General features: G+C 42.3%; 24 protein-coding genes and 2 pseudogenes. 3 read left to right on the top strand and 23 right to left on the bottom strand.

Translation table 11 applies throughout. From position 1 onward, the window contains the following. Positions 1–65: 65 nt before the first annotated feature. From CP943_RS13815 to CP943_RS13835, 6 genes are all read right to left on the bottom strand, one after another. Positions 66–1,604 (bottom strand): rhomboid family intramembrane serine protease, encoded by a 1,539-nt coding sequence (locus CP943_RS13815; RefSeq protein WP_025811154.1) that lies wholly within the window; start codon positions 1,602–1,604, stop codon positions 66–68. A gap of 96 nt (positions 1,605–1,700) precedes the next feature. Next, complete coding sequence (locus CP943_RS22465) at positions 1,701–1,874, bottom strand: hypothetical protein (RefSeq protein WP_020452191.1); 174 nt, start codon at positions 1,872–1,874, stop codon at positions 1,701–1,703. A gap of 42 nt (positions 1,875–1,916) precedes the next feature. Further along, entirely contained in the window at positions 1,917–2,489 is a 573-nt protein-coding gene (locus tag CP943_RS13820) for a 5-formyltetrahydrofolate cyclo-ligase (protein WP_020452192.1), read from the bottom strand. Positions 2,490–2,538: 49 nt separating this feature from the next. After that, complete coding sequence (gene rpmG, locus CP943_RS13825; protein WP_003183500.1) at positions 2,539–2,688, bottom strand: 50S ribosomal protein L33; 150 nt, start codon at positions 2,686–2,688, stop codon at positions 2,539–2,541. 103 nt (positions 2,689–2,791) lie between these two features. Further along, complete coding sequence (locus CP943_RS13830) at positions 2,792–3,904, bottom strand: glycosyltransferase family 4 protein (RefSeq protein WP_101561081.1); 1,113 nt, start codon at positions 3,902–3,904, stop codon at positions 2,792–2,794. Continuing rightward, positions 3,901–4,398: a hypothetical protein gene (locus CP943_RS13835; RefSeq protein ID WP_101561082.1), complete on the bottom strand. Its 498-nt coding sequence runs from the start codon at positions 4,396–4,398 to the stop codon at positions 3,901–3,903. The genes CP943_RS13830 and CP943_RS13835 overlap by 4 nt, the downstream gene beginning before the upstream one ends. Positions 4,399–4,573: 175 nt before the next feature. On the opposite strand from CP943_RS13835, the gene CP943_RS13840 reads away from it, so the two are divergent. Then, positions 4,574–4,924 carry a hypothetical protein gene (locus CP943_RS13840; protein WP_011198121.1) on the top strand — a complete coding sequence of 117 codons (351 nt, stop codon included), beginning with the start codon at positions 4,574–4,576 and terminating at the stop codon, positions 4,922–4,924. Then, the gene (locus CP943_RS13845) at positions 4,921–5,400 is read left to right on the top strand and encodes an endolytic transglycosylase MltG (RefSeq protein WP_023855204.1); all 480 of its coding nucleotides are present in this window, start codon (positions 4,921–4,923) and stop codon (positions 5,398–5,400) included. The genes CP943_RS13840 and CP943_RS13845 overlap by 4 nt, the downstream gene beginning before the upstream one ends. A 56-nt stretch (positions 5,401–5,456) precedes the next feature. Here CP943_RS13845 and CP943_RS13850 read toward each other — a convergent pair. The 17 genes and pseudogenes from CP943_RS13850 to CP943_RS13940 all read right to left on the bottom strand — a co-directional run. Continuing rightward, positions 5,457–5,684 (bottom strand): annotated as a pseudogene (locus tag CP943_RS13850) (IS3 family transposase); the annotation flags it as partial. Positions 5,685–6,221: 537 nt separating this feature from the next. Further along, on the bottom strand, positions 6,222–6,518 hold the full coding sequence (locus CP943_RS13860; protein WP_020452196.1) for a hypothetical protein: 297 nt from the start codon (positions 6,516–6,518) through the stop codon (positions 6,222–6,224). Then, complete coding sequence (locus CP943_RS13865; protein ID WP_020452197.1) at positions 6,508–7,062, bottom strand: stage II sporulation protein M; 555 nt, start codon at positions 7,060–7,062, stop codon at positions 6,508–6,510. The genes CP943_RS13860 and CP943_RS13865 overlap by 11 nt, the downstream gene beginning before the upstream one ends. Then, positions 7,059–7,766 carry an ABC transporter ATP-binding protein gene (locus CP943_RS13870; protein WP_020452198.1) on the bottom strand — a complete coding sequence of 236 codons (708 nt, stop codon included), beginning with the start codon at positions 7,764–7,766 and terminating at the stop codon, positions 7,059–7,061. The genes CP943_RS13865 and CP943_RS13870 overlap by 4 nt, the downstream gene beginning before the upstream one ends. Then, the gene (locus tag CP943_RS13875; RefSeq protein WP_020452199.1) at positions 7,763–9,457 is read right to left on the bottom strand and encodes a hypothetical protein; all 1,695 of its coding nucleotides are present in this window, start codon (positions 9,455–9,457) and stop codon (positions 7,763–7,765) included. The genes CP943_RS13870 and CP943_RS13875 overlap by 4 nt, the downstream gene beginning before the upstream one ends. Positions 9,458–9,529: 72 nt before the next feature. Next, positions 9,530–9,874, bottom strand: a complete 345-nt coding sequence (locus CP943_RS13880; protein ID WP_020452200.1) for an uberolysin/carnocyclin family circular bacteriocin — start codon at positions 9,872–9,874, stop codon at positions 9,530–9,532. Between the two features lie 24 nt (positions 9,875–9,898). Continuing rightward, positions 9,899–10,552 carry a YIP1 family protein gene (locus CP943_RS13885; RefSeq protein WP_020452201.1) on the bottom strand — a complete coding sequence of 218 codons (654 nt, stop codon included), beginning with the start codon at positions 10,550–10,552 and terminating at the stop codon, positions 9,899–9,901. Positions 10,553–10,709: 157 nt separating this feature from the next. After that, positions 10,710–10,981, bottom strand: a pseudogene (locus CP943_RS13890) (IS3 family transposase); the annotation flags it as partial. A gap of 170 nt (positions 10,982–11,151) precedes the next feature. Then, entirely contained in the window at positions 11,152–11,931 is a 780-nt protein-coding gene (gene pstB / locus CP943_RS13895) for a phosphate ABC transporter ATP-binding protein PstB (protein ID WP_023855209.1), read from the bottom strand. A gap of 12 nt (positions 11,932–11,943) precedes the next feature. Continuing rightward, on the bottom strand, positions 11,944–12,756 hold the full coding sequence (pstB, locus tag CP943_RS13900; protein WP_043054596.1) for a phosphate ABC transporter ATP-binding protein PstB: 813 nt from the start codon (positions 12,754–12,756) through the stop codon (positions 11,944–11,946). Between the two features lie 34 nt (positions 12,757–12,790). Beyond that, positions 12,791–13,678: a phosphate ABC transporter permease PstA gene (gene pstA, locus CP943_RS13905; protein ID WP_023855211.1), complete on the bottom strand. Its 888-nt coding sequence runs from the start codon at positions 13,676–13,678 to the stop codon at positions 12,791–12,793. Then, on the bottom strand, positions 13,678–14,607 hold the full coding sequence (gene pstC / locus CP943_RS13910; protein WP_003183532.1) for a phosphate ABC transporter permease subunit PstC: 930 nt from the start codon (positions 14,605–14,607) through the stop codon (positions 13,678–13,680). Before pstC ends, pstA begins: the two co-directional genes overlap by 1 nt. A 75-nt stretch (positions 14,608–14,682) precedes the next feature. Further along, on the bottom strand, positions 14,683–15,573 hold the full coding sequence (locus CP943_RS13915; protein WP_031304750.1) for a phosphate ABC transporter substrate-binding protein: 891 nt from the start codon (positions 15,571–15,573) through the stop codon (positions 14,683–14,685). A gap of 219 nt (positions 15,574–15,792) precedes the next feature. After that, positions 15,793–17,916: a peptidoglycan D,D-transpeptidase FtsI family protein gene (locus tag CP943_RS13920; RefSeq protein WP_105981081.1), complete on the bottom strand. Its 2,124-nt coding sequence runs from the start codon at positions 17,914–17,916 to the stop codon at positions 15,793–15,795. 101 nt (positions 17,917–18,017) lie between these two features. Then, a complete protein-coding gene (locus tag CP943_RS13925) occupies positions 18,018–19,304 on the bottom strand; it encodes an MFS transporter (protein ID WP_023855214.1) in 1,287 nt (428 codons plus the stop codon). Positions 19,305–19,571: 267 nt separating this feature from the next. Beyond that, the gene (gene sodA / locus CP943_RS13935) at positions 19,572–20,180 is read right to left on the bottom strand and encodes a superoxide dismutase SodA (protein WP_023855215.1); all 609 of its coding nucleotides are present in this window, start codon (positions 20,178–20,180) and stop codon (positions 19,572–19,574) included. A 182-nt stretch (positions 20,181–20,362) separates the two neighbouring features. Further along, positions 20,363–20,845, bottom strand: a complete 483-nt coding sequence (locus tag CP943_RS13940) for a DUF456 domain-containing protein (protein WP_105981082.1) — start codon at positions 20,843–20,845, stop codon at positions 20,363–20,365. A 158-nt stretch (positions 20,846–21,003) separates the two neighbouring features. On the opposite strand from CP943_RS13940, the gene CP943_RS13945 reads away from it, so the two are divergent. Continuing rightward, entirely contained in the window at positions 21,004–21,762 is a 759-nt protein-coding gene (locus tag CP943_RS13945) for a DUF1189 domain-containing protein (RefSeq protein ID WP_105981083.1), read from the top strand. Positions 21,763–21,810 lie beyond the last annotated feature (48 nt).

The raw sequence follows: 21,810 nt of genomic DNA on the forward strand, positions 1-21,810 counted from the left end.
AGCTCCCGTCAAATGAGTCTATACTAAAGACCATTTTTAACATAACGGAAGCTTTTCATACTTGGTTACCGGGCGGTTTCTTTCTTAAGTTCGTCCCGAAACGCTTTATACATCTCTTCATCAGGCTTTTCTGCCAACGCTCTTTCAACAGACTGTTCGGCTTTGGCGAACTCGCCTTTTTGAGCATAGAGCCTGGCAAGATTATAGAGTGAGGCGTGATCTGATGGATCTTTTTCAACGACGGCCTCGAACCTTTTCTCAGCGTTTTCAAACTCGCCGAGCTGAAATTCGGAATAAGCGAGCAGCTTTAAAGTGTCGCTGGAAGCGTCCTGCTTTGAGCCCGCTTCCTGCAAGGCATCTTTTACCTTTTCATAGTCTCCCTCTTCATACCATTTCGCCGCCTGATGCAGCATGGCATTTTCCTGCATCGAAGCTGAATGTGTCCCAATGTACAGAGCGCCTCCTCCGATGACAAAGATGAGAACCCAGCCTGTCAGCCGCTGGAGTGGTCTTTTTTTCCCGGGGATTCCGACTGCCAAGGCCGTCAGGAGTCCGCCGATCAATCCGCCGATATGGCCGGCATTGTCAACATTTGAAATCGTGAAACCGAGGCCGAGGTTCAGAATGATAATCACAATGATATTTGTTCCAATCGTTTTTAAGAAAGCTTTCCGATTTGAAAAAGCCAGATACAAAAGTGCTCCCAAACAACCGAAGATGGCTCCCGAAGCCCCTGCGGACGGATACGGGCTGAACAGAAAGCTGCCGATCGATCCAAAAATTCCTGCTGATATGTATATGACAAGAAAGCGGAATGATCCAAACACCCTTTCTGCCGCGGCTCCGACAGACAGCAATGCAAATGTATTGAACATGAGGTGGACCAATCCGATATGAAGAACGATCGGCGTGACAAGCCGCCACCATTCCCCTGCTAACAGGAGGCTGTTTTCCTTCGCACCGAACCGGATGAGCGTGTCGGTATTCTGACTGCCGCCCGACATTTCCAGAAGCAGAAACATGAAGACTTGAAGCACTGCAAAAATCCAGGTAAACATCGGTTTGCCTTTCTCAAATACAGCCGCTTCCCGCCGCCTTTCTTCTTCTCTTGCTTTAGCCGCTGCTAATACTTCGGCTCTCTTCTCTTCCACATTCTCGTATCCGGCATCGTGCATGTGGCCTGTCAGCTCATCCGGCCCCATGTTTAAAGCAACGGCGAGTTTGCGGAAGCCTTCTTCAGCCGAAGCGTGCTCAATAAAAACCGGCACGATGCTGATCCGTTTATCTGCGACCGGATGACTGACAACATCTTCCCACTCATCTACAGGTGCTTCCTGTGACAAATAGACGTTTAATATCGAGAGCTTTCGCTGCCTTGATGCTGCTCTCAGGCGCTCCGCTCTTTCATAAAGAGATTCCAAGTCACCGACGAGATCCTGTCTGAAATCGATATCCTTCCGAAAAACGCGAACCAAATCATACGGCGCGCTCCCCCTTGCTTCAAGCCAGGCTTCTCCGAATGAAGCTGGTGCCTGCACAAGCTCAAAATCCCTGTCTAAGAGGTTCCCGATGAAATTCCAATACAAATAATCGATTGAATACATACCGACGCTCCACAATTGTTTTTGTCCATTATAACAGGAAACGCGTCATTCTGCGCCTTTTAAGCGCTTTAAAAAAATCCCGTTTTTAAACGGGATTCAGAAAGCCTGCTGTATAAACTTATTGCGAAAAAACGGAATTCTCATCATCAAATGGATAAAATAGTGGCGGATCTGGTTTTGACCAAGAATGAAATTGATGACACGATAACGGTTTTGAAAAAACACAAGGGCGGCAATGACGCCTACTGCAATGAATGTAACTTTTCTCATATGATCCCTCCTATAACCGTATCGTGTCTCATTTTTTAATAATTATTCAGCAGACCCGCTGCAGGTGTAAACGGCGTCTTCGGTAAAAATTTGCTCAACCGGAATGTCGTGCGGCTCCTTTGGGACATGATCGATCACTTGGCACTCGAAAGCCAGCGATGCGGTATCTTTTGTGAAACCGGCCAGGTATCTGTCATAATAGCCGCCTCCATAGCCGATTCTGTATCCTGTCCGGTCATAGCAAATTCCCGGCACAAGGATGAAATCGATGTCTTCAGGCTCCATCCGCCCGGTTTTGTGCACGATCGGTTCCTGCAGGCCAAAATACACAACTTCAAGATCGCTTTCATCCTGAAAGCTGCGAAAGTGCATCTCTTTTGTATCAGGCATACATTTCGGAATGCACACCGTTTTTCCTTCAAGCCGTGCCTGTTCGATAATCGGTTCTGTCGGAACTTCGCGATTTCTGGAAATCGTAAGGGCAATGCCAGACGCTTTTTTCCACTGTTTGGATTGAAAAAGCTTCCGGTGAATCGCTTCCGCCTTTAGAAGAAACTCCTGTTCCGGCATGTTTGCAAGCCTCTTTCTGACCTCATTTCGTAAAGAACGCTTCACATCTCTTTCCCCCTTAAAAACAGAAAAACAGCAGGAAAATCCCTGCTGCTTACTTTGTTTCGCGGTGTAATGTTGATTTTTTGTCACGTGGGCAATACTTTTTGAATTCAACGCGATCTGGATTGTTACGCTTGTTCTTTGTAGAAATATAGTTACGCTCGCCGCATTCAGTGCAAGCTAAAGTAATATTAACGCGCATTTATTTTTCCCTCCAAACTATATATCATTTCTGTTCAGACTTATCTATAATACCACTTATGATGCCGGAATGCCAGGCGTTTTTTTTAGTTTGTCACGGTTTGTTAAAAAGACGTGTGATACACATGTTGCAAAAACACATTTTTGATATATCCAGGATCATGCAAATCTAATATATAAGCCTCTGCCGTTTGTCCGACCTTGTGCAGCTGCTCCTTATCGCGGACAATTTCTGCAAGCGCATATGCAGCTTTATCAGGATGATTAAAATCAACCTGAAAACCGGTCACCCGATCGATGACGAAATCGTTCCATCCCCCGTTGTTTCCGACGGCGACGGCAGCGCCGGCTGCCATGCTTTCTTGAGCAGCAATGCCGAACGGCTCATAACAACTTGGAAAAACAGCCATTTCACAAAATGCCAGCCAGCTCTCTCTTTCTTCTTCACAAAGGAAAGGAAGAATTGTCACACTTTCCTTAATGCCCAATTCTCTTGCCTTGGTCTCGATCCCGCTTTGAAGCGGTCCTTCCCCGGCAATGACAAGTTCAAGATCAGGCTGCCGTTTGCGAAGCTGCTGAAAGGCGTGCAGCCATTCGATAAACCCTTTTTCCGGAACAAACCTTCCGCAGGAAAAAAAGTACGGTACGCTTTTCATTCGTTTTTTCACCGTGCGGCTTTTTATGCACGGATGGGGAATGACGCGGACTTGCTCGAAAGGAAGCGAAAACGCCTTTTGCATGTCTGTCTTCATCATGCTGCTCAGCACGAGAATTTGATCGCTTTTTTCAGCCAGAAGCCGTTCGAGGCTTGCTCTGTATGGGTGGACATTCTCGCCTGCTGCCGTTTTCCGGCCGCTTTCAAGGCCGTGTACCGTGGAAATCAGCGGAAGAGCCAGCACCTCGCTGAGATAAACGGCGGCAGGCGCGGTGATATCATCATTTGCATGGATAAAATTAAATTGTCCTTTATACGCCAGCACGGTTTTGATCATCTGAAAATTCATGGCGGCCACCGCCTCTTCAAAAGAAGCGAACGCTTTTAAATCAAGCGGAATCTTAAGCGTTTTCCATCCATTGCTGTTTTGCCCGGCAGCCGTCGTGCAGACGGTAAAGCTGACTTCGTTCCGCAATAGTTCAAGGTGACTTTTCACATAGCGCCCCGCTCCGCTTTTCAATAAAAGAGGATTTTCCAACGACAGCAGCAATACATTGATCAACGGAAACGCTCCTTTCCTTCTATTAAAGAATAACTCGTGTACGCGGAAAATTGAGTCGTCCAATCCTGCTGATTGTCGTGATACAGAAAACAGCTGCTGTTTGAATGGATTCCGTTTTCCCCAAGGTAGAAGCAGCCGGAGGTGAGAACGGCCAGCGACATGTTGAGCGAATTGTATATCCGGTATTCCGCTTTGTAGAACGCATTGCCTGCAGCGGGAAAAACCGAGGCTTCTCCTTTAAATGCATCGGTATGGATCGTCCGTACGCTGCGCTCTCCGTTTTTTACGCAAAAGAGAAGAATTTGCTTTTCGACGTCTTTTATACTTTCAAACAGAACCGCTTCAGCCGCTGAAAGCACAGCATCTGAGATTTCCCAGCTCAGCCGAACGGTTTCATGATCCGGCGAAGATATTTTTAAAATATCGTTACAAAACAAAGATTCGCTTCGAATACTATGTTGAAAAGGTTTTTTCGAGATGATTATCCTTTTCACCGTGCGCCCTCCCGTTAAGCCCTGTTATGTATTTATCCTATTGGAAATGGCCCCGCAGGCGCAACGAAAATAAAATTCTTCGACAAAATTTTTATTTTTTGCATTAACTCCTTTTGAAGCAAGCGTTTTTATGGTATAAAAAAGAAGGAGAAAATTAGAATTGAAGGTGATGAACGTGGAAATTGCTATCATTGCGCTGCTCGTTGTCAGCATTGCGCTGATTGCATTCTCATATTTTCAAAGAGAACCGATCAAGGAAGTTGAACAGGAGTTGGAAACCCTTCAGCTGTCCGCCATGCAGGAAATCTATAAATTGAAAAAGAAGATGACCGTGCTTGAGGAAGAGCTCCTCGATTCAAATGTGGTCGTCCGCAGACCAAATGCCGGCATCAGCCAGCATATTGCGAAGCAGATTCTTTCAAAATACCAAAACGGCATGTCTGTAGACGCCATCGCTAAAGCTGAGCACGTATCTGTCGAAGATGTGAAAGCGATCATTAAAGACAATGAGAGGGTGCTTGTATGACCAGACAAAGTGTACAAGCATTTGCCGGAGGAATGATTTTGGCTACCGCTGTTCTTGCAGGCGCATTTTATTTGACGGATAACGGAAAAGCTGAAGCTTCTAAAGACGCTCAAAACATCAGCGAAACCGATGTCAAAACCTATTTAAAGGACAACCAGCAGGTTTCGCTGAAACGCGAAGAATACCAGCAGCTGCTCCATTATAAAGAGACCGCTCTGAAGCAGGATGCTTCGTCTCAAAACAAAAAAGAGAAAGAAGCAGAAAAAAAAGATTCCAAGTATAAGCTTGAAATCAAAAGCGGCATGAGCACGGCTGAGATAGCAGACCTCCTTGCAAAAGGAAAAGTCATTTCATCTGCCGATGACTTCAAAGATTATGTGAAAAAGACCGGAAACGAATCTAAAATCCGCGCAGGTAAGTACGAACTGAAGCGCGGTGACAGCTTGAAAAACATCGTCAAAACACTGTCCAAATAAAAAAGCAGGCTGGAACGGGACTGACCCCCGTTTTGAGACAGGATTTAAAAACACCTTTAAACAACCAATTCCCGATAGTTTACCGGTGATTGGTTGTTTAGTTTTGTTTTAATACGAATATTGTTAAAATAATGAATGTATTTCTTTAACAGTGTGTTCTACGATGGCAGTCGTAGTTCGATCAATGCTGTTAAGATCAAACGTTTCAGACTTTAGTGAGGAATGAAACGATCCGATGGAGGCATTATATTAATAGCTTTCTGATACTCATAAGATGTATACACTTAACCTTGATCGCACAGTAAGCAAGGACCCATATGTAATTTTTACAAGCTGAAGCAGTGCGGGTACAGTTCATAAAAAGGTTGTGGCTCCTGCACCATCTAAGTGTGAGATCATCCCACTTGCAGCTGTACCCATGGAAACAGTGACAACATTCCCCTTTGTCAGCTGTTTAATGCTTTGATTAGAGGTTCAAAGAATACTGTGTCTTGTAGAATGCAAAAATTAAAGTGACGAAGATAAACATGGTCGCCACTGGCAGTACTTTGATAATCCCTTCTTTAAATATCATTGATGCCAAATCCAGAAATAAGCACCCCTACCAAAGGCACCATGGTCGGACTTGCTTTCCCCAAACCAGTAAACGTTAACATAAGCCCTCCCCCTACAGAAACCGTTTACATACCTATACAATAAAAAAAGATGGAGAACCCATTCGTAGTACGAAGTTGAACTTGTCAAAAAGCAATTCAAATTATTAATTTAAACGATATAAAAAAACATCCATTAAGGACGTTTTTTGATTGAGAATTAAGCAATCAATTTAACCAAAAGAAAGTAACTGTAATTAAAAGTATTAAATATATGGCCGAAAAAATTCTATAAATACCTTTTTTGGTTTGGAAAGGTGGGGATATAAAAGTTACTAAAATGGTCGGGCCAAACAAAGCAATCAAAAAGTACCTATAATCAAAAAAGACAGTACAGATTGATAGTAGTATTGAAAAATAAAATACTATTATAAATGAAGTATTAACTTTACTTTTCGTTTCTTTTTGTTCTTCTTCTGTATGATCATCCAGTAATTTATCTATCTGCTTTTTATTAAAAAACATAAGAGCCTCCTAATGTTAATTTGTTAAGTAAATAAGGCGTTATTAATGCTTCTGTAACAGCAGCAAGTAATGTCAATAAAAAAAGTATAATAACAAAGTACAAAAAATCTTGTAAAAACTGTTTTTTTGAAAAATAAATACCCCTTATCTTCATATACACGTAATCTAACAATTTGAAACCAAGTGCTCCCGACAAAATCATTGCCGGAATCTCAAAAATACCGTGAGGAACCAAAGCAGTTAATATAAATAAGACATCGTTTCCATGGTCAGTGATACTATGTAAAGAAGATAGACCGACTAAGAAGCCATTCAATAGTAATAAGATAGATGTCAAAATTCCAAATGTAAACATTGAAAAAATGAGAAATAAATTTGCTGCAAAATTATGTGTAAAGTAACCTGATACTGTGATATTTTGAACATTATCTTGACTAAGGCTAGGTAGAATATTGTTAAAAATCACACCAAGAACTAAACCCACTATGTAAAAGGAGCTTGCTATATAGAGTATACGCTTATTTCTTTTTATTAATTCCTTCATTTTAGTATCGTATCCATATCCCTTATAATCAAATCTTCAAAATCCTTTATGTCTGTCAGGTGATTATATTCTTTAACTAAAGTACCATTAATCAGTATACCAACCTTATCGCATAGTTGTTGCGCTATGTTTACAAGGTGTGTAGACATGATGACAGTATTTCCCTGTTCAGCATAACGTTTGAGAAAACTTTTCATCATCTTTGTAGTGGGGGGATCAAATGCCCCTAATGGTTCATCTAATATTAATATTTCTGGTTCATGAACTATGGCTCCTGCAACAGATAACTTATGTTTCATACCAAAAGAAAATGTAGATATCATGTCGTTTTCATTATCTTTCAATTTAAATTGACTTAACAAAAGATCTATTCTATCATTTTTAATCTCATAAGGGACTTCTTGTAAATCAGCAACAAACTCAAGGTACTCTCTAGGTGTTAAATAATGATAGATAAAAGGTGCGTCTGGAACGTATCCTATATATTTAAGGTAAGAGGATCTTTCAGATTCCAAGGTTTCTCCTTTGACAGTGATTTTACCTTCGTAAGGTTTCACTATACCAAGGATACATTTTAAAAGAGTTGATTTACCAGCTCCATTTGGTCCAAGTAAGCCGTAAACTTTGCCTTTCTCTATCTTTAAATTAATAGATTCAAGGATCAGTTTATCTTTATATTTGAAAGACACATTTTCAATGTTCATGTTTTCATCTCCCAATTTTTCGTTCCTATTCTTTTAATCCAAAAATAATAAAAGACTCCAATACCTATAACAAATAAAATGGTACCTGTCACAATGATTAAAAAGAATACTCCCCTATTAATAATATTAAAAGTAACGAGAACGCCTGTGATACCATACAACTGAAGGTAAAATGCCAGTAACACTCCGAGAATAGTATGTTCAAAAAATGATGCTTTAACAGATGAACCAATGTCTTCAAAGTTCTCCCAATCTAAACGAGGATAGAGAAATGTTCCAATAATTTGTCCAGCCCCTATGATAAGACTGATGGAGTTAATCATGATGAACAATATAAGCTGCGTCATAATATCTAAGTTGAATAACAATAAGATGAATAAAAATAACGTATTCATTAAAATAAGAATCACAGATAAGTGCAATAAAGATTTTCCTGCGATCAATTTAAAAATAGAAGCACCCGAGCTCTTATAAACGTAAAGGTTCTCACGCTCTGCATCTGCTGAAGTTACGCCAAGTAATCCCTCTCCTAATAAAGATGTATTATAAGTCACAGCAAATAAAATTGGGTAGATAACAAAAATGTCTGAGAAATCAAACCACTTTTGATTTAAACTAAGACCTATCAATACACCTAGTTCTACTGCAATCATATTAATGGAAAGTACCAGTCGTTTTTTTATTGTAAAATTAGCTCTTAATAATGCAGTAAGGTCTTTCTTTAGAATAGCAATATTTTGCCGTGGTAAGGTCTTTTGTAAGAAACTTAAAAAAGGCAACTTGATTGGTTTTAATTTTGGCAAAAGATTATTAGGTACTGCTTCTTTTATAATCAATACTTTCAAAATTAAATGAAAGGTAATAAAGGCGAAAAGGCAACCTAAAGCAATATAACCTATAGAACATAAAAAAAATAAATGTATATCACTTGTTGAAAGTAAAAACCAATTTGTAGGCAGCCAATTGGTGGTTAATATCGTATCTAATTTGAATAGATATATGAAATTGCCAATAGCTTCGAGGAGATCATTTTGATAAAAATAATTAAGTCCAATCCAACCAAGAAAAGTAGTTGAAATGGCAGATATACAGGCAATTCCTATAAGGGATAACAAGCTTTTTAATCGTGAATTTAAAATGTTATGTAGAAATTTAGAATAAACGATGTATGTAAGCGATGAATAAAGACTTGTCAGTCCAACAATAAATATTAGCAGTGATGGAAATGATAACAAAAGATATATACGGTCATGTGTAGAAAAATTTATAAAAAAGAGTATAGGGAATAACACTACTGTTAATTTAAACAGGATGTTTAGAAAAATTGTTGTGAAGAATCTTGATAATAAAATTTTTTTGGGATCCGTTTTTAAAGTATGAAGAAGAAGAAAATCTTCAGGATATACATATCGATGTATGATATCAGTCGATGATTTTAATATATTCAAAACAAAAAAGAGAATGATAAAGTTAGTACCTAGAGTTAGAATATGCTCTGGAACTCCAGTTAAAAGAGTCTGTGAGGCTTTATATAGAATAAATATATACACCAAGAAAAAGGGCGCAAAGACAAATAGAATTTTATTTGATTTAAGTAAATTTTCGCTTGATGGGAAAAAATAAATCAAGCGATTTAAAGTTCGTCTATAGGTTAGTTTAAAGTTTGCAATGAGAACCCTTTTGTTGAGCATGTGTATATTCCTCCTAGAACGAAAATAAGGAGGAGTATAATTATACTCCTCAATCTCTTCCTTTTGAGCATCTTACCATTCAGCAGCATATTTCTTGCCGTATTTTTTAGCTAGCTTTTTCGCTGTAGCTACCATTGCAGCTGTAATTAGACCAGTTCCGCCCAAAACAACAGCCAATAGGCTGAGAATTGTTAATACATCGCCTGTTGTCATAATAACACCGATTGCTACATAGGCTGTTTTTTTACTAATTCCTAGGTTTGTTGCAAGGTCTAAAGCGAACTGATGACCTGAACTAAAGTCAATAGAAGCTAAACCTGCAATACCTTCTGAAGAGCCCATAAGGAAAGTAGCAATGGCAAAGAGAGAAACTACACCTGTAATACTTGCAATTTTAAAAAGATTGCTATTTTTCATCTTGAAATCTCACCTCCTTTCAGTTTATAAAAATAAACTTGTTGAAAAAAGAGAAATAATACCTAAAGACATTGTAATGCTAATGATTATGATGGTTTTTTTATAAGAAATTTGATGTATTACTTTTAAGGCAATACACCCTAGAATAGTAGACCACCAAAAGAAAGGGTCGATAATAATATTCAAGATAATATCTAGCGGCTGTTGAGAATTTGGGTAAATAACTGAAAAGGCGAAATCACTACCTAAAAAGAAAGAAAAAATAATGAGTATTGTAAATTTGATGCCTATAGGTATGATTGAATAAATAAAACTAGGGAAAAATTCTTTGGCTGTAGCGGTCCCGCCAATTAATATCCCAATAATATGTATAATAAAAAAGCTTACAAGAACCATCGAGGTAAATTGAATAATACCTAATACTAATGTAATGATCATAATGAGTGTATTCATATCAGTTGTATAATCAATTCCATTGTCTTGAAATGAATTATTAATCAAGGTAGAGAGTGTTGGGAAGATAGCTAAATAAAAGCCTAAGAACAGAAACAATACAGCTAGGAAGACAAACCAAGAATGACGATAATTCTTATCGCTAGAATACTTGATAGAAAGAAAGTCCTTTGGAGAAAATATGAAATGATGTACGAGAGTAATAAAGTTTTGTTTATTATCCATAAATGCTCCTTATATAAACAAAAGTATTTTTTGTTAATTCTATTAAAAACATATCACCTTTTACAATGTTTGGTCAATATGGGATTTTATTTATTAAGGTAAATTTAAGGTTGAATTGTTTCGTGAAAATCGAAAAGAATGCCTCTGGGACTACCCCCTTTTTTAAAACTTCATTTTGTTGTTTCAGCTAACGACTTTCTGCCTGCATTCAGAAGAATACTCGGGATCCTTTCGATAAGTATATTGTTTTCCAACAGGCTGTTCGAATCAGTGTTTATCCGCAGCCTTATACCACCTGCCCCATGCCTGAACCCGCGCCTTATTCTTGATATTCGATTTCTGCATGATCTCTTTCTTAGGTACGCCTACCAATCTCATTTCTAAAGCCTTCCGTTTGACTTCAACCGGATAATTCACTCTTGTCCCCATAGAAAAAACACCTCCACGTCTTATTTCGGATAACAACTATCCGTTCAACTTTGAAGGTGTTTTTTATTTGTCTCATCTTATGGGACCGGTCCCCTTCGTACCAGCCTGCTTTTTTATTGCCTCCGCTCCGGTGCAAAAAAGGCTGCCGCTTTAAAGCGGCAGCCTCTTTCTCATCCGAACCGGCCTGTAATATAATCTTTTGTCCGATAGTCGTCAGGACTTGAAAACATTTTGACCGTATCGTTGCACTCAATCAGCTCGCCCATGAGGAAAAATGCCGTTTGATCGGAAATTCTCGATGCCTGCTGCATATTGTGCGTGACGATTGCAATCGTGTATTTCTCTTTCAGCTTGAGCATCAGCTCTTCAATTTTCAAAGTCGAAACTGGATCAAGAGCTGATGTCGGTTCATCCATCAAGAGAACGTCCGGATTGGTGGCCAGCGCCCTTGCGATGCAGAGGCGCTGCTGCTGCCCCCCGGAAAGTCCGAGCGCCTGGGAATGAAGGCGGTCTTTCACTTCATCCCACAGCGCCACATCCACAAGCGCTTTTTCCACCCTCTCATTCAATTCCTTTTTGTTTTTCAGTCCATGGATCCTTGGTCCGTATGCGACATTATCAAAAATCGACTGGGGAAACGGATTTCCTTTTTGAAACACCATACCGACTTTCTTCCGCAGCTCAACAAGATCGACTTTGCTGTTGAGTACGTTCGTTCCGTTGTAGCTGATCTCTCCGGTCATTTTGACATTCGGAACCATATTGATCATGAGATTCAGCGTTTTAATGAAGGTCGACTTTCCGCAGCCTGACGGACCGATGATGGCGGTAATTTCGTACTCGGGTATTGTCAAGTTAATGTTCTTTAATGCGTGATGTTCGCCGTACCATAAATTCAAATCATTGATCTGGTACACATCTTTTGGCTTTACGGCTGTTACAGCGCTCATACCGGCCCCTCCTTATCCAAACCTGCCGTTGATGTAATCCTCTGTCTTTTTTTCTGAAGGATTCATAAAGATCTTTTCCGTACGATCGTATTCGATCAAATCTCCGTTAAGGAAAAATGCCGTTTGATCGGAAATTCTTGAAGCTTGCTGCATGTTATGCGTGACAATGATGATCGAGTATTCTTCTTTTAAACCGACGATTAATTCCTCTATTTTCGCATTTGAAATCGGATCGAGCGCTGAAGCAGGCTCATCCAAAAGCAGGACTTCAGGCTTCATCGCGAGCGTCCGGGCGATGCAGAGGCGCTGCTGCTGCCCGCCTGACAGCGAAAAAGCCGACTCATGCAGCCTGTCTTTCACTTCATCCCACAGCGCGGCTTTCCTCAAGCTTTCTTCCACGATCTCATCAAGCACAGATTTACGCCGTTCACCCGCATACTTTAAAGCATGGGTAATGTTGCTGTAAATCGATTTTGGAAAGGGATTCGGCTTCTGAAATACCATTCCGATTTCCCTTCTCAGATTGACGACATTGATATTGGAATCAAGGATGTTAAGTCCTTCATATCGTATTTCTCCGGATGTTCTGGCTGATGGAATCAGATCGTTCATCCGGTTGATGCTTCTTAAAAAAGTTGATTTTCCGCAGCCTGACGGGCCGATCAAAGCCGTAACGGCATGTTTGTCAACATGCATGGAAATGTCGTTGACGGCCCGCTTTTCTCCATAGTAAATATTTAAATTTTTCACTTCTAAAATATGTTCTTTCGCTTCGGGAAACGGAGCGATTCCGATAGTGTCGCGCACGGTTTCCAAAACCGGCATCTGAACCTGAACCATATGATTTCATCCTTCCTTCTTATTTGTTTGCCGTTAACTTTTTATGAATAAAAGAGCCGAGCCATCGGGCTGCCAAATTAAAGATCAAGACGGACAGTACAAGAACGGCGGATGCCCCGTTTGCGATCGCTTCAGCATCAGGGATGATCCCCTGTGTGTTTACATTCCAAATGTGAACGGCCAGCGTTTCAGCCGGTCTGAAAATATTGAGCGGCGAGGTCTCAGAAAACGGATTCCAATCGGCGAAATTCAGTCTCGGCGTGGTTAGTCCGGCTGTAAACAGCAAAGCGGCAGCTTCGCCAAATACGCGGCCCGACGCAAGAATCGCCCCTGTGATGATGGACGGCACCGCACCAGGGATCAAGACCGTTTTAATCGTATGCCACTTGGACACACCTAAAGCAAGGGAAGCTTCTTTTTGTTCCTTAGGTACAGAGCGGATCGCATCCTCTGTCACCCTGACCATGACGGGAAGGTTGAAAATCGTCAAAGCAAGCGCTCCGCCGATAATGCTGTACCCCCATCCGGTCAAATTAACAAACATCAGCATGCCGAACATCCCCATGACGATCGAAGGAAGGGATGACAGAACTTCAATACAGACACGGATAAAATCGGTCAATTTGTTGGCGGGCGCATATTCAGCCATATAAATTCCTCCGCCGACTCCAAGGGGAACCGTGATCAGCATCGTCAGTGCGAGAATATAAAACGAGTTGAACAGCTGATCGCGGATTCCGCCGCCGCTTGAAAGCGCACTGGAACGCGAAGTTAAAAAGCTGAGACTGATATGTGAAACACCATTGATGATGATATAAGTGAACAAACCGACAAGAATGGCGGCGATTACCGCAGCAATCAATCCAAAAACACCGGTTGCTAAACGATCTGTTACTTTGCTGTTCATTACAGTTTCCTCCTGGATGACAGATAGCGGATGAGCAGGATGAACAAGAACGACATGATCAGAAGGACAAGGCCCATTGACCAGAGCGTATTGTTTTCCACGCTTCCGTATGTTGTATGGCCCATATTCAACGTTATAATCGTTGTTAATGTCCCCGCAGGGTCTAAAAGGCTCTCAAACAGGTTTCGGGAATTTCCGATGACCATCTGCACGGCCAGCGCTTCGCCAAACGCCCTCGCCATTCCTAAGACGACGGCTGTCAGAAGCGAAGGCAGCGCTGCCGGTATCAGCACTTTTCGGATTGTCTGCCAGCGGGTTGCGCCCAATGCGTATGATCCTTCGCGCAGATTTTTCGGCAGAGACATGAGCGCATCCGTTGAAATAGAAGTGACCGTCGGCAAAATCATGACAGCCAGGACGATCGTTCCCGCCAGAAGGCTGTGGCCCGATCCGCTTGACTTAAACTGTGAAATGAACGGCACTAACACTGTAAGGCCTATGAATCCATAAACGACGGAAGGAATACCAACAAGCAATTCGACAACCGGCTGCAGTACTTTTCTGCCCCATGATGGCGCGATTTCCGTCATGAAAATCGCACCTCCTATTCCAAGCGGTGCAGCAATCAAAGATGCAAGAAGGGTCACTGCAAAAGATCCGAGTATAAACGGAAGGGCTCCGTATTCAGGGTTTTCGTTCGTTGGATTCCAATCTAGACTGGTTAAGAACTCAATTGGACTTACACCATTGGCCAGAAAAGATTGCAACCCCTTATTTCCGAGAAAAATTGTGATCGAAATCGCCGCCGCCATCATGATAAACGCGCACGACGCAACCAAAATCCTCCCGCGGATTTCATCCATTTTGCGATTATGCTTGGAGCTGATCAGCCGCTCTTTTGCGGACAGTTTCTCTATTTTTTGAACCATTTTTTTACACTCCTATAAGAACAAGTCATAAGAGGGAAAGTGTCAGGAGCACACTTTCCCGCCTTCTATTGTCAATTATTTATCAGTTTGCTTTCCATTCGCATCGCGCTTGACTTCCATGTCTGTTACTGGAATGTAGCCCTGCTCCGTCACGATGGATTTTTGAATGTCATCGTTCATCAAATAGTCGAGGAATTCTTTCGCCAAGCCTTCAGGCTCGCCTTTCGTATAAGAATGCTGGTATGCCCAGATCGGGAATTTGCCTTTTTGTACATTTTCGGCTGTCGGCTTAACGCCGTCGATTGAAAGCGGAGTGACAGTGTCATCCTTGATATAAGAAAACGCAAGATATCCGATTGCTCCAGGCGTTTCAGCGATTAACTTTTTCACTGTGTTTGAAGAATCTTCCGTGATTCCTTCAGCCGGAGTTTCTCCGTCAAGTGCATATTTAACAAAAGTCGCGCGGGTTCCTGAAGAATCAGGACGGTTGACAAGCGTAATCTTTTGATCTTTCCCGCCTAGTTCCTTCCAGTTCTTGATTTTACCTGTGAATACCTTTTTGAGATCCTCTAACGAAATGTCATCGATGCCTACTTCAGGATTGACCGCAGCTGCCATTCCGACAACCGCAACTTGATGATCGGTAAGTTCTTTGGCAGGAATGCCTTCTTTTTCTTCGGCAAAGACATCGGAGTTGCCGATTTGGACTGTGCCTTCAGCCACTTGGGAAAGACCTGTGCCAGATCCTCCAGCCTGAACTTGAATATCGGCATCAGGATTTTCATCCATGAATTTTTCAGCCGCTGCTAAAACAAGAGGCTGCATCGCCGAAGAACCCGAAATCGTCAAAGAACCTGAAGCCTTATTCTCTGCTTTATCGCTTTGTTTGCCTTCGTCTGCATTGTTGTTTGTACTGCTGCTTCCGCAAGCTGCTGCGAAGACAACTAAAACGGACATGATGAACATCAGTGTGATTTTTTTAAATGGTTTCACTTCTTAATCCTCCCGCGTAAATGTGTAATTTGTCCTACGGGTATAGCGTAACTTTTCAGTGTTAATCTTGTTTAAATGAATTATTAAGGTTTTGTAAAATAAACTTGAACTTTGTATAGAATGCGGGTGAAAGGAACGGGCGCACAAAAAAACACCTGCATGGTTCAATGCAGGTGTTTTAATGAAAAAGTCCTATTCTGTAGCTTCTTTTTCGATTTTGTCTTTATTTTTTTCGGCGGTATTTTCTTTCGATTGTTTTGATTTCAGTTCAAAATACTTATCAAGCACTTTCCGGCCGAGTTCGTTTGTAATTGAATATCTTTGGCCATAGTCATTATAAACCCAAGGAACGACGACGGAAATTGCGACTTCAGGATTATCGTAAGGAGCGTAGGCAACAAGCGTTGTATTGTATGTCGGTGTTCCCGTTTTCGATTTGTCCGGTCCGTCATAGAAAGACTGGGCCGTTCCTGTTTTTCCTGCTGGTTTATATGAAGCAGAAGCAAACTGGCCCGCTGCCGTACCTTTTGTCATTACGCGCCTGAATCCGTTTTGGACTTCTTTAATGTATTGATCGCTCATGTCTAATTTGTTCAATACTTCAGGCTGCACGGACTGTGTAACGGCCCCGATTCCTTTTTTCGAATCAGGCTCCCTGATCTCTTTCACGAGCTGCGGCTTCATGCGGTACCCGCCATTGGCAATCGTTGATACGTACTGAGCCAGCTGCAGCGGTGTGTATGTGTCATACTGTCCGATGGAATAGTCAAGCAAGAAACCAGGCAGTCTTTGAGATCCTTTGTAGCCTGTTGCTTCATTTGGCAGATCGATTCCGGTTTTGACGCCGAGGCCGAACTGGCTGAAATAATACCTGAATGTGTCAAATGCTTTTGTTTGAAGATTGAGAGGCTGGTGCGCCTTATATTGACCTTTACCAAGGGCGATCGCTGTTTTAAACATGAACACGTTTGAAGATTGTTCAAGCGCTCCCTGGATACCCAGTGTTCCCAAGCCCACTCTCCATGACTTTTTCGGATTCGGCGAGTCACCGATCCAAAGCGGTTCATCAAGAAAAGTCGTATTTAAATTAATGGCTCCCGTCTGCAGACCTGTTAAAACAGTGGCCCCTTTGACAGCCGAGCCCATCGCATAAGAAGACGTCATCGCGCCGAGGGCATAGTCGTCAACCTTTAATTTGCCGCTTTCGTTTTTAAGCTGCTTGCCGGCAATCGATAACACTTCCCCGTTTCGCGGGTCCATCATGACGACGAATGCGCGGTCGAGAAGCGGAGCGCTATGCTGGGCTTTGGCGGACTTCAGTTCATCCTCAATAATTTTTTCAATCGCTTTTTGCATATCAACATCGATCGTCAAGACTAAATCTTTTCCGCTTTTCCCCTCGGAAATGACTTCCGTATCGACGATGTCCCCTGATTTGTCGGTAATATTTTTTACTTTCTCTTTCTGTCCCTGAAGCACATTTTCATATTCGGCTTCGAGGTAGCTTTTTCCGACCCGGTCATTCCGGTTGTAGCCGAGCGACAAATAATGATCAAGCAGACTTTTCGGAAGCCCTTCATTTGAATCAGATATGCTGCCGATCATCGTTCTGAGCAGACCGTTATAAGGATAATCCCGCTTCCAATCTGACGTCACATCGACTCCCGGAAGCTCGTCCAGGTGTTCGCTGACAACCGCCATTTCTTTTGCCGATACGTCTTTGTTTTTAATATACTGCGGAGTCAGCGCGTACCCTGAATCCATCTGGCGCTTGATTGCCAAGACTTTCAAATCTTGATCTGTCAGTTCTTTCAGTTTATCTTCCGTGATCCTGTCAAGCTGCAGCTGGTATAAATCGTCTTCTTTCAGCTTGCCGTCCTTAACTTTTTTCCGGTCCTGATCGGTGATGAGCTTCTCGGCTTTTTTCGGCCTCGTTAAAATCCAGTAGTCCTTTTTATCGCGCTCCGTTATTTTATCTGTATCGATTTCGATCATTTCTGCAAGTTTTTTTGCTATTTTGAGCCTGTCCTCTTGAGAGGTCGATGATGTCCTTGTGTATGTAATGGCATTCATCGGTTTATTTTTCACGATCGTGTTTAAGTTCCGATCATATATTTTCCCCCGCGGAACGCTTGTCGAGACATCGACTTCTTCCTGCTTCTGCACTTCGTTCGTATAGTCTTCGCCAAAGACGATCTGCACCATGCCGAGGCGCACGACGACGATGGTGAAAATAATAAAAGCGAGCAGGAACAATATGTTCAATCTAATGGGGAGCGATTTACGTTTTTCAGTTTTCATTTTTTTGTTCATCATTAGCATCACCTTTTTGAAATAAAGAAAAGACACCTTATGAAAAGGTGCCAAATCTATTGTAAAGTTTTTTTCGGCATTTTTCTACTATTTTCCCTTACGGCTTACCTTTTTCCTTCTAAATAATTGGGTTCAGCTGTTTGTTTATGCGCATCTTTTCCGACCGTTTCGCGGGCGGGCTCTGTCAGACGGATATCTTTGACGAAATAGTAGATCAGCGTGTGGCCTGCCCCCAGCAAAACGAGGGAAACCGGAATGCCCAGGTCCTCTTTCAGCAGCGACACGAGCAGCAAAAAGACCAAGATCGAGACAATCCGTCCGATGTTTAAAAAAACCTCTCTGACGACAATATATTCGATCCGCGCTTTCCGGGCATACCTTGCTTTACCGATCACATCATATGTGAGCGATGAATACGGTACGAGCAAAATCGGATAGCCGATCGCAATCGCTACAGCATACAGCAGCAGCGTCACATACGTCATATGAAACAAAATCAGAAATAGAGCGCCGAACAGGATGAGACCGCCCATTAAAATCGCCTTTTTGCGCGCTCCTTTTTTAATAAGCCGCGTTGCGAAATAGTATGCAAAAAAAGAAACAGCTGAATTAATCAAGCCGAACTTCCCCAATGCCAACTCGCTCTTTGTCGTAATAAAGACAAAGACATTGATTAAAAAAACGAAAATCCCTTCTCTCAGCCCCTGAAAAAAATGAGCATTTGTAATGCTGCGCCAATTCGGGTCTGAATTTCGTTCCGCCCAGATTTTCTTCAAAATGTAGCGGCCGCGCGATTCACGCCTCTTTAAAAAAAAGCTCGTGATGACAGCCACTGAAAATAAAGCCAAAGACAGGCTGAAAATCACCGTGTACCCCGTGTTGTCAGCAAGCCGTGAAATAACATAGCCGGCGACAATCGGACCGATCATTCCCGCGCCGGAATTTAAAATGCCGAGAAACCCGTTAAAAAAATCTCTCGTGTCCGGCTCAGTGATTTCAAATGTCAGGACATTAAACGCAAGCCAATAAAATCCGTAGCCAATTCCGAGCACACTGCCGAGCAGCACAAGCCGTGATCCCGCATTCTCCCCCGCCAACAGCACAGTTAAATAAAATACAGCCAAAAACGAAACGCCAAACCTGAGTATAAACACCCTGTCGATTTTTTTAGCAAGGCGGCCTGCAAACATAAAGATGATAGGCTGCATCACGACGATCGACAAATTGTAAATGGCCAAATCGACAAACTGTCCGGACTGCTTCCACAGATATACATTCACAAACGTATTGGAAAGGGCAATGCTAAGAGAATAAAGGCCGCCGACTGCAAGCAGCAGCAGGAGGTCCCTGTTTACTTCAACATCGCCTATTATGTTTTTGATTCTGCTCATAACTGACTCCCCTTTACTGATCATCATTAGTCTGTCTCATCAAAAGTCAGTTATGTACTTCAGAGCAAAAGAAACGAAAAACAAACAGACCGGCTTTTTGCCGGTCCTTCAACATTCGCTCCGCTCCGATGCTCGGCCTTCCTAGACTGCAAGGGTTTTCAATCACGCTGAAAAGGGATGATAAAATCCCAAAACAAAAAGTCGTTTTGGGATTTTATCAACAATCTGAAAGGCCCGCTTTTCGCGGGCCTCTTTTCTCAAACTGGATTATTTTGCTTCGCTGTAAAGGCGTGCAACTTCATCCCAGTTCACGACGTTCCAGAATGCTTTAATGTAATCTGGACGGCGGTTTTGGTAATTCAGGTAGTATGCGTGCTCCCATACGTCAAGACCTAAGACAGGGGTCTTGCCTTCTGAAAGAGGAGAATCTTGGTTTGGCGTGCTTGTGATTTCAAGCTCTCCGTTATTGACAACAAGCCATGCCCAGCCGGAGCCGAAACGGCCAGCTGCTGCAGCGGCAAAGTCTTCTTTGAATTGATCGAAGCTGCCGAATTTGCTGTTGATCGCTTCTGCCAATTCACCAGTCGGAGCGCCTCCTCCGTTTGGAGAAAGAAGTTTCCAGAACAATGAGTGGTTGGCATGTCCACCGCCATTGTTGCGGACAGCTGTGCGGATGTTTTCCGGTACAGCATCAAGGTTTGCAACAAGCTCTTCAACAGATTTGCTTTCAAGATCCTGTTTGCCTGCCACCGCTTCGTTCAATTTTGTAACATATGTGTTATGGTGCTTCGTATGGTGAATATTCATCGTCTCTTTGTCGATGTGAGGTTCTAACGCATCGTAAGCATAAGGTAATTCTGGAAGTTTGTAAGCCATATCAATTCCTCCTTAATTTGTATGTATTGAAATGCCGCCTTTAGCAAGCCTTTCCTCTTTCAATGTATCAAAAGAAAAGGCTTGTTTCAATGGAAATGCTCACAAAATGATCACAGTTGCATTTCAAGCGCTCACTAAACTTTATCCTTTTCCCCTTCTTTTTAAACATGGACGGGAAAATTTTAGAGCACAGTATATAAAAAGTAGCCGATCATTATCAGCTGAATCACACTTTTCGCAAAAACGCCTGAAATAAATCCGATCAATGAACCGATCCCGATTCTGGCCGCTGTTTTCAAATCCTTCTGATGGACAATCATCTCACCCGCCAAGGCCCCGAAAAAGGGCCCCAAAATAATGCCCGCCACAGGTATCACAAAAGGTCCGATCAAAAGGCCGATTGTGCTGCCCCATATCGCCGCCCTGCTGCCGCCGAAGCGCTTAATACCGAGGAGATTTGCAATATAGTCAGCAGCAAACAATACGGCTGTAAAAATGCCTTCAATGATCCAAAACAGGTAGGAGTAATGCCCGAATGTAAATAAAAAACCGTATAGTACAAAGCCGGCTACGATGAAAACGACGCTCGGAATGATGGGATAAACAAGGCCGATGAACGCAATGACGAACATCGCCGCAATGATGATCCAATATAAAACATCCATCCGAATCTCCTCCAATCGATTGTGATGCTTCATATTATACCCATTTTTCCAAAAGGAAACTTCCAGAACCCCTGTTGATCGATAAGTTTTCTTGTATTCGTCCTTTTGTGACGATACAATAATGCAGATACATTATAGAAATAGGAAGTGAAAAACGAATGAATTTATTTCAGCGATTCTTTAAAAGTACATATTCCCCTCACGCGATTGGCAAAATGCGTTTCCAAGGCATAGGGAAAACGATTTTATACGTATTTTTGCTCAGCATCATCGCCGCTCTCCCGAACCTTTACCATATCAGCAGCGGAGTGGTGAATACAATGAACAGCTTTCAGTCAGCTGTAAAAGAATTCCCCGCTTTCTCCATAAAAGACGGCTCACTGCAAACAGATGCAAAGAAAGCGATTGAATCACAGTCATTCGGATTTGTCATCGTTTTTGATCCGAGCGGCTCTTATAAAACAAAACAGATCGAAGACAAACGGAATTCCGTCGGCATTCTGAAAGATAAGTTCGTCATCGCCATTGACGGCCAAGTTCAGGAAATGCCGTACACCATGCTTCCCGAAGACATGTCCAAGAACGATATCCTTTCTTTAGTTGATCAAAATAAATCGGTGATTGTTCCCGTCTTATGCGTTCTGCTGTTTTTGGCGACGGCAGCCGGAAAATTCATTGATGTCTCGGTTCTTGCCGTCATCGGGCTGATCATTCGCAATGGACAGAAGAAAATGCTCTCCTATAAGCACCTTTGGGTAATGTCTGCTTATTCGATCACGCTCGCGACCGTGTTTTTTGCAATTATGGACGCGCTGGAGGCGGTGGTTCCAAGTCAGTTCCTCCTGAACTGGTTTGTGAACTTTATCATCCTGTTTCTCGCCATTAAAGAGACGCCGTCTTCTAAAGCAGCAAGGTAAAACGGGCAGGAGCAAATTTATTGTCATGTTGAAAGAGGGACAAGCGTA

It is taken from the genome of Bacillus paralicheniformis (assembly GCF_002993925.1).
GTDB lineage: Bacteria > Bacillota > Bacilli > Bacillales > Bacillaceae > Bacillus > Bacillus paralicheniformis.

What these genes read in the sequence shown, in the direction of transcription:
- CP943_RS13815 (WP_025811154.1), bottom strand. Translation starts at nt 1,604, where the DNA reads ATGTATTCAATCGATTATTTGTATTGGAATTTCATCGGGAACCTCTTA.
- CP943_RS22465 (WP_020452191.1), bottom strand. Translation starts at nt 1,874, where the DNA reads ATGAGAAAAGTTACATTCATTGCAGTAGGCGTCATTGCCGCCCTTGTG.
- rpmG (WP_003183500.1), bottom strand. Translation starts at nt 2,688, where the DNA reads ATGCGCGTTAATATTACTTTAGCTTGCACTGAATGCGGCGAGCGTAAC.
- CP943_RS13845 (WP_023855204.1), top strand. Translation starts at nt 4,921, where the DNA reads ATGACCAGACAAAGTGTACAAGCATTTGCCGGAGGAATGATTTTGGCT.
- CP943_RS13860 (WP_020452196.1), bottom strand. Translation starts at nt 6,518, where the DNA reads ATGTTTTTTAATAAAAAGCAGATAGATAAATTACTGGATGATCATACA.
- CP943_RS13865 (WP_020452197.1), bottom strand. Translation starts at nt 7,062, where the DNA reads ATGAAGGAATTAATAAAAAGAAATAAGCGTATACTCTATATAGCAAGC.
- CP943_RS13870 (WP_020452198.1), bottom strand. Translation starts at nt 7,766, where the DNA reads ATGAACATTGAAAATGTGTCTTTCAAATATAAAGATAAACTGATCCTT.
- CP943_RS13875 (WP_020452199.1), bottom strand. Translation starts at nt 9,457, where the DNA reads ATGCTCAACAAAAGGGTTCTCATTGCAAACTTTAAACTAACCTATAGA.
- CP943_RS13880 (WP_020452200.1), bottom strand. Translation starts at nt 9,874, where the DNA reads ATGAAAAATAGCAATCTTTTTAAAATTGCAAGTATTACAGGTGTAGTT.
- CP943_RS13885 (WP_020452201.1), bottom strand. Translation starts at nt 10,552, where the DNA reads ATGGATAATAAACAAAACTTTATTACTCTCGTACATCATTTCATATTT.
- pstB (WP_023855209.1), bottom strand. Translation starts at nt 11,931, where the DNA reads ATGAGCGCTGTAACAGCCGTAAAGCCAAAAGATGTGTACCAGATCAAT.
- pstB (WP_043054596.1), bottom strand. Translation starts at nt 12,756, where the DNA reads ATGCCGGTTTTGGAAACCGTGCGCGACACTATCGGAATCGCTCCGTTT.
- pstA (WP_023855211.1), bottom strand. Translation starts at nt 13,678, where the DNA reads ATGAACAGCAAAGTAACAGATCGTTTAGCAACCGGTGTTTTTGGATTG.
- pstC (WP_003183532.1), bottom strand. Translation starts at nt 14,607, where the DNA reads ATGGTTCAAAAAATAGAGAAACTGTCCGCAAAAGAGCGGCTGATCAGC.
- CP943_RS13915 (WP_031304750.1), bottom strand. Translation starts at nt 15,573, where the DNA reads ATGTTCATCATGTCCGTTTTAGTTGTCTTCGCAGCAGCTTGCGGAAGC.
- CP943_RS13920 (WP_105981081.1), bottom strand. Translation starts at nt 17,916, where the DNA reads ATGATGAACAAAAAAATGAAAACTGAAAAACGTAAATCGCTCCCCATT.
- CP943_RS13925 (WP_023855214.1), bottom strand. Translation starts at nt 19,304, where the DNA reads ATGAGCAGAATCAAAAACATAATAGGCGATGTTGAAGTAAACAGGGAC.
- sodA (WP_023855215.1), bottom strand. Translation starts at nt 20,180, where the DNA reads ATGGCTTACAAACTTCCAGAATTACCTTATGCTTACGATGCGTTAGAA.
- CP943_RS13940 (WP_105981082.1), bottom strand. Translation starts at nt 20,845, where the DNA reads ATGGATGTTTTATATTGGATCATCATTGCGGCGATGTTCGTCATTGCG.
- CP943_RS13945 (WP_105981083.1), top strand. Translation starts at nt 21,004, where the DNA reads ATGAATTTATTTCAGCGATTCTTTAAAAGTACATATTCCCCTCACGCG.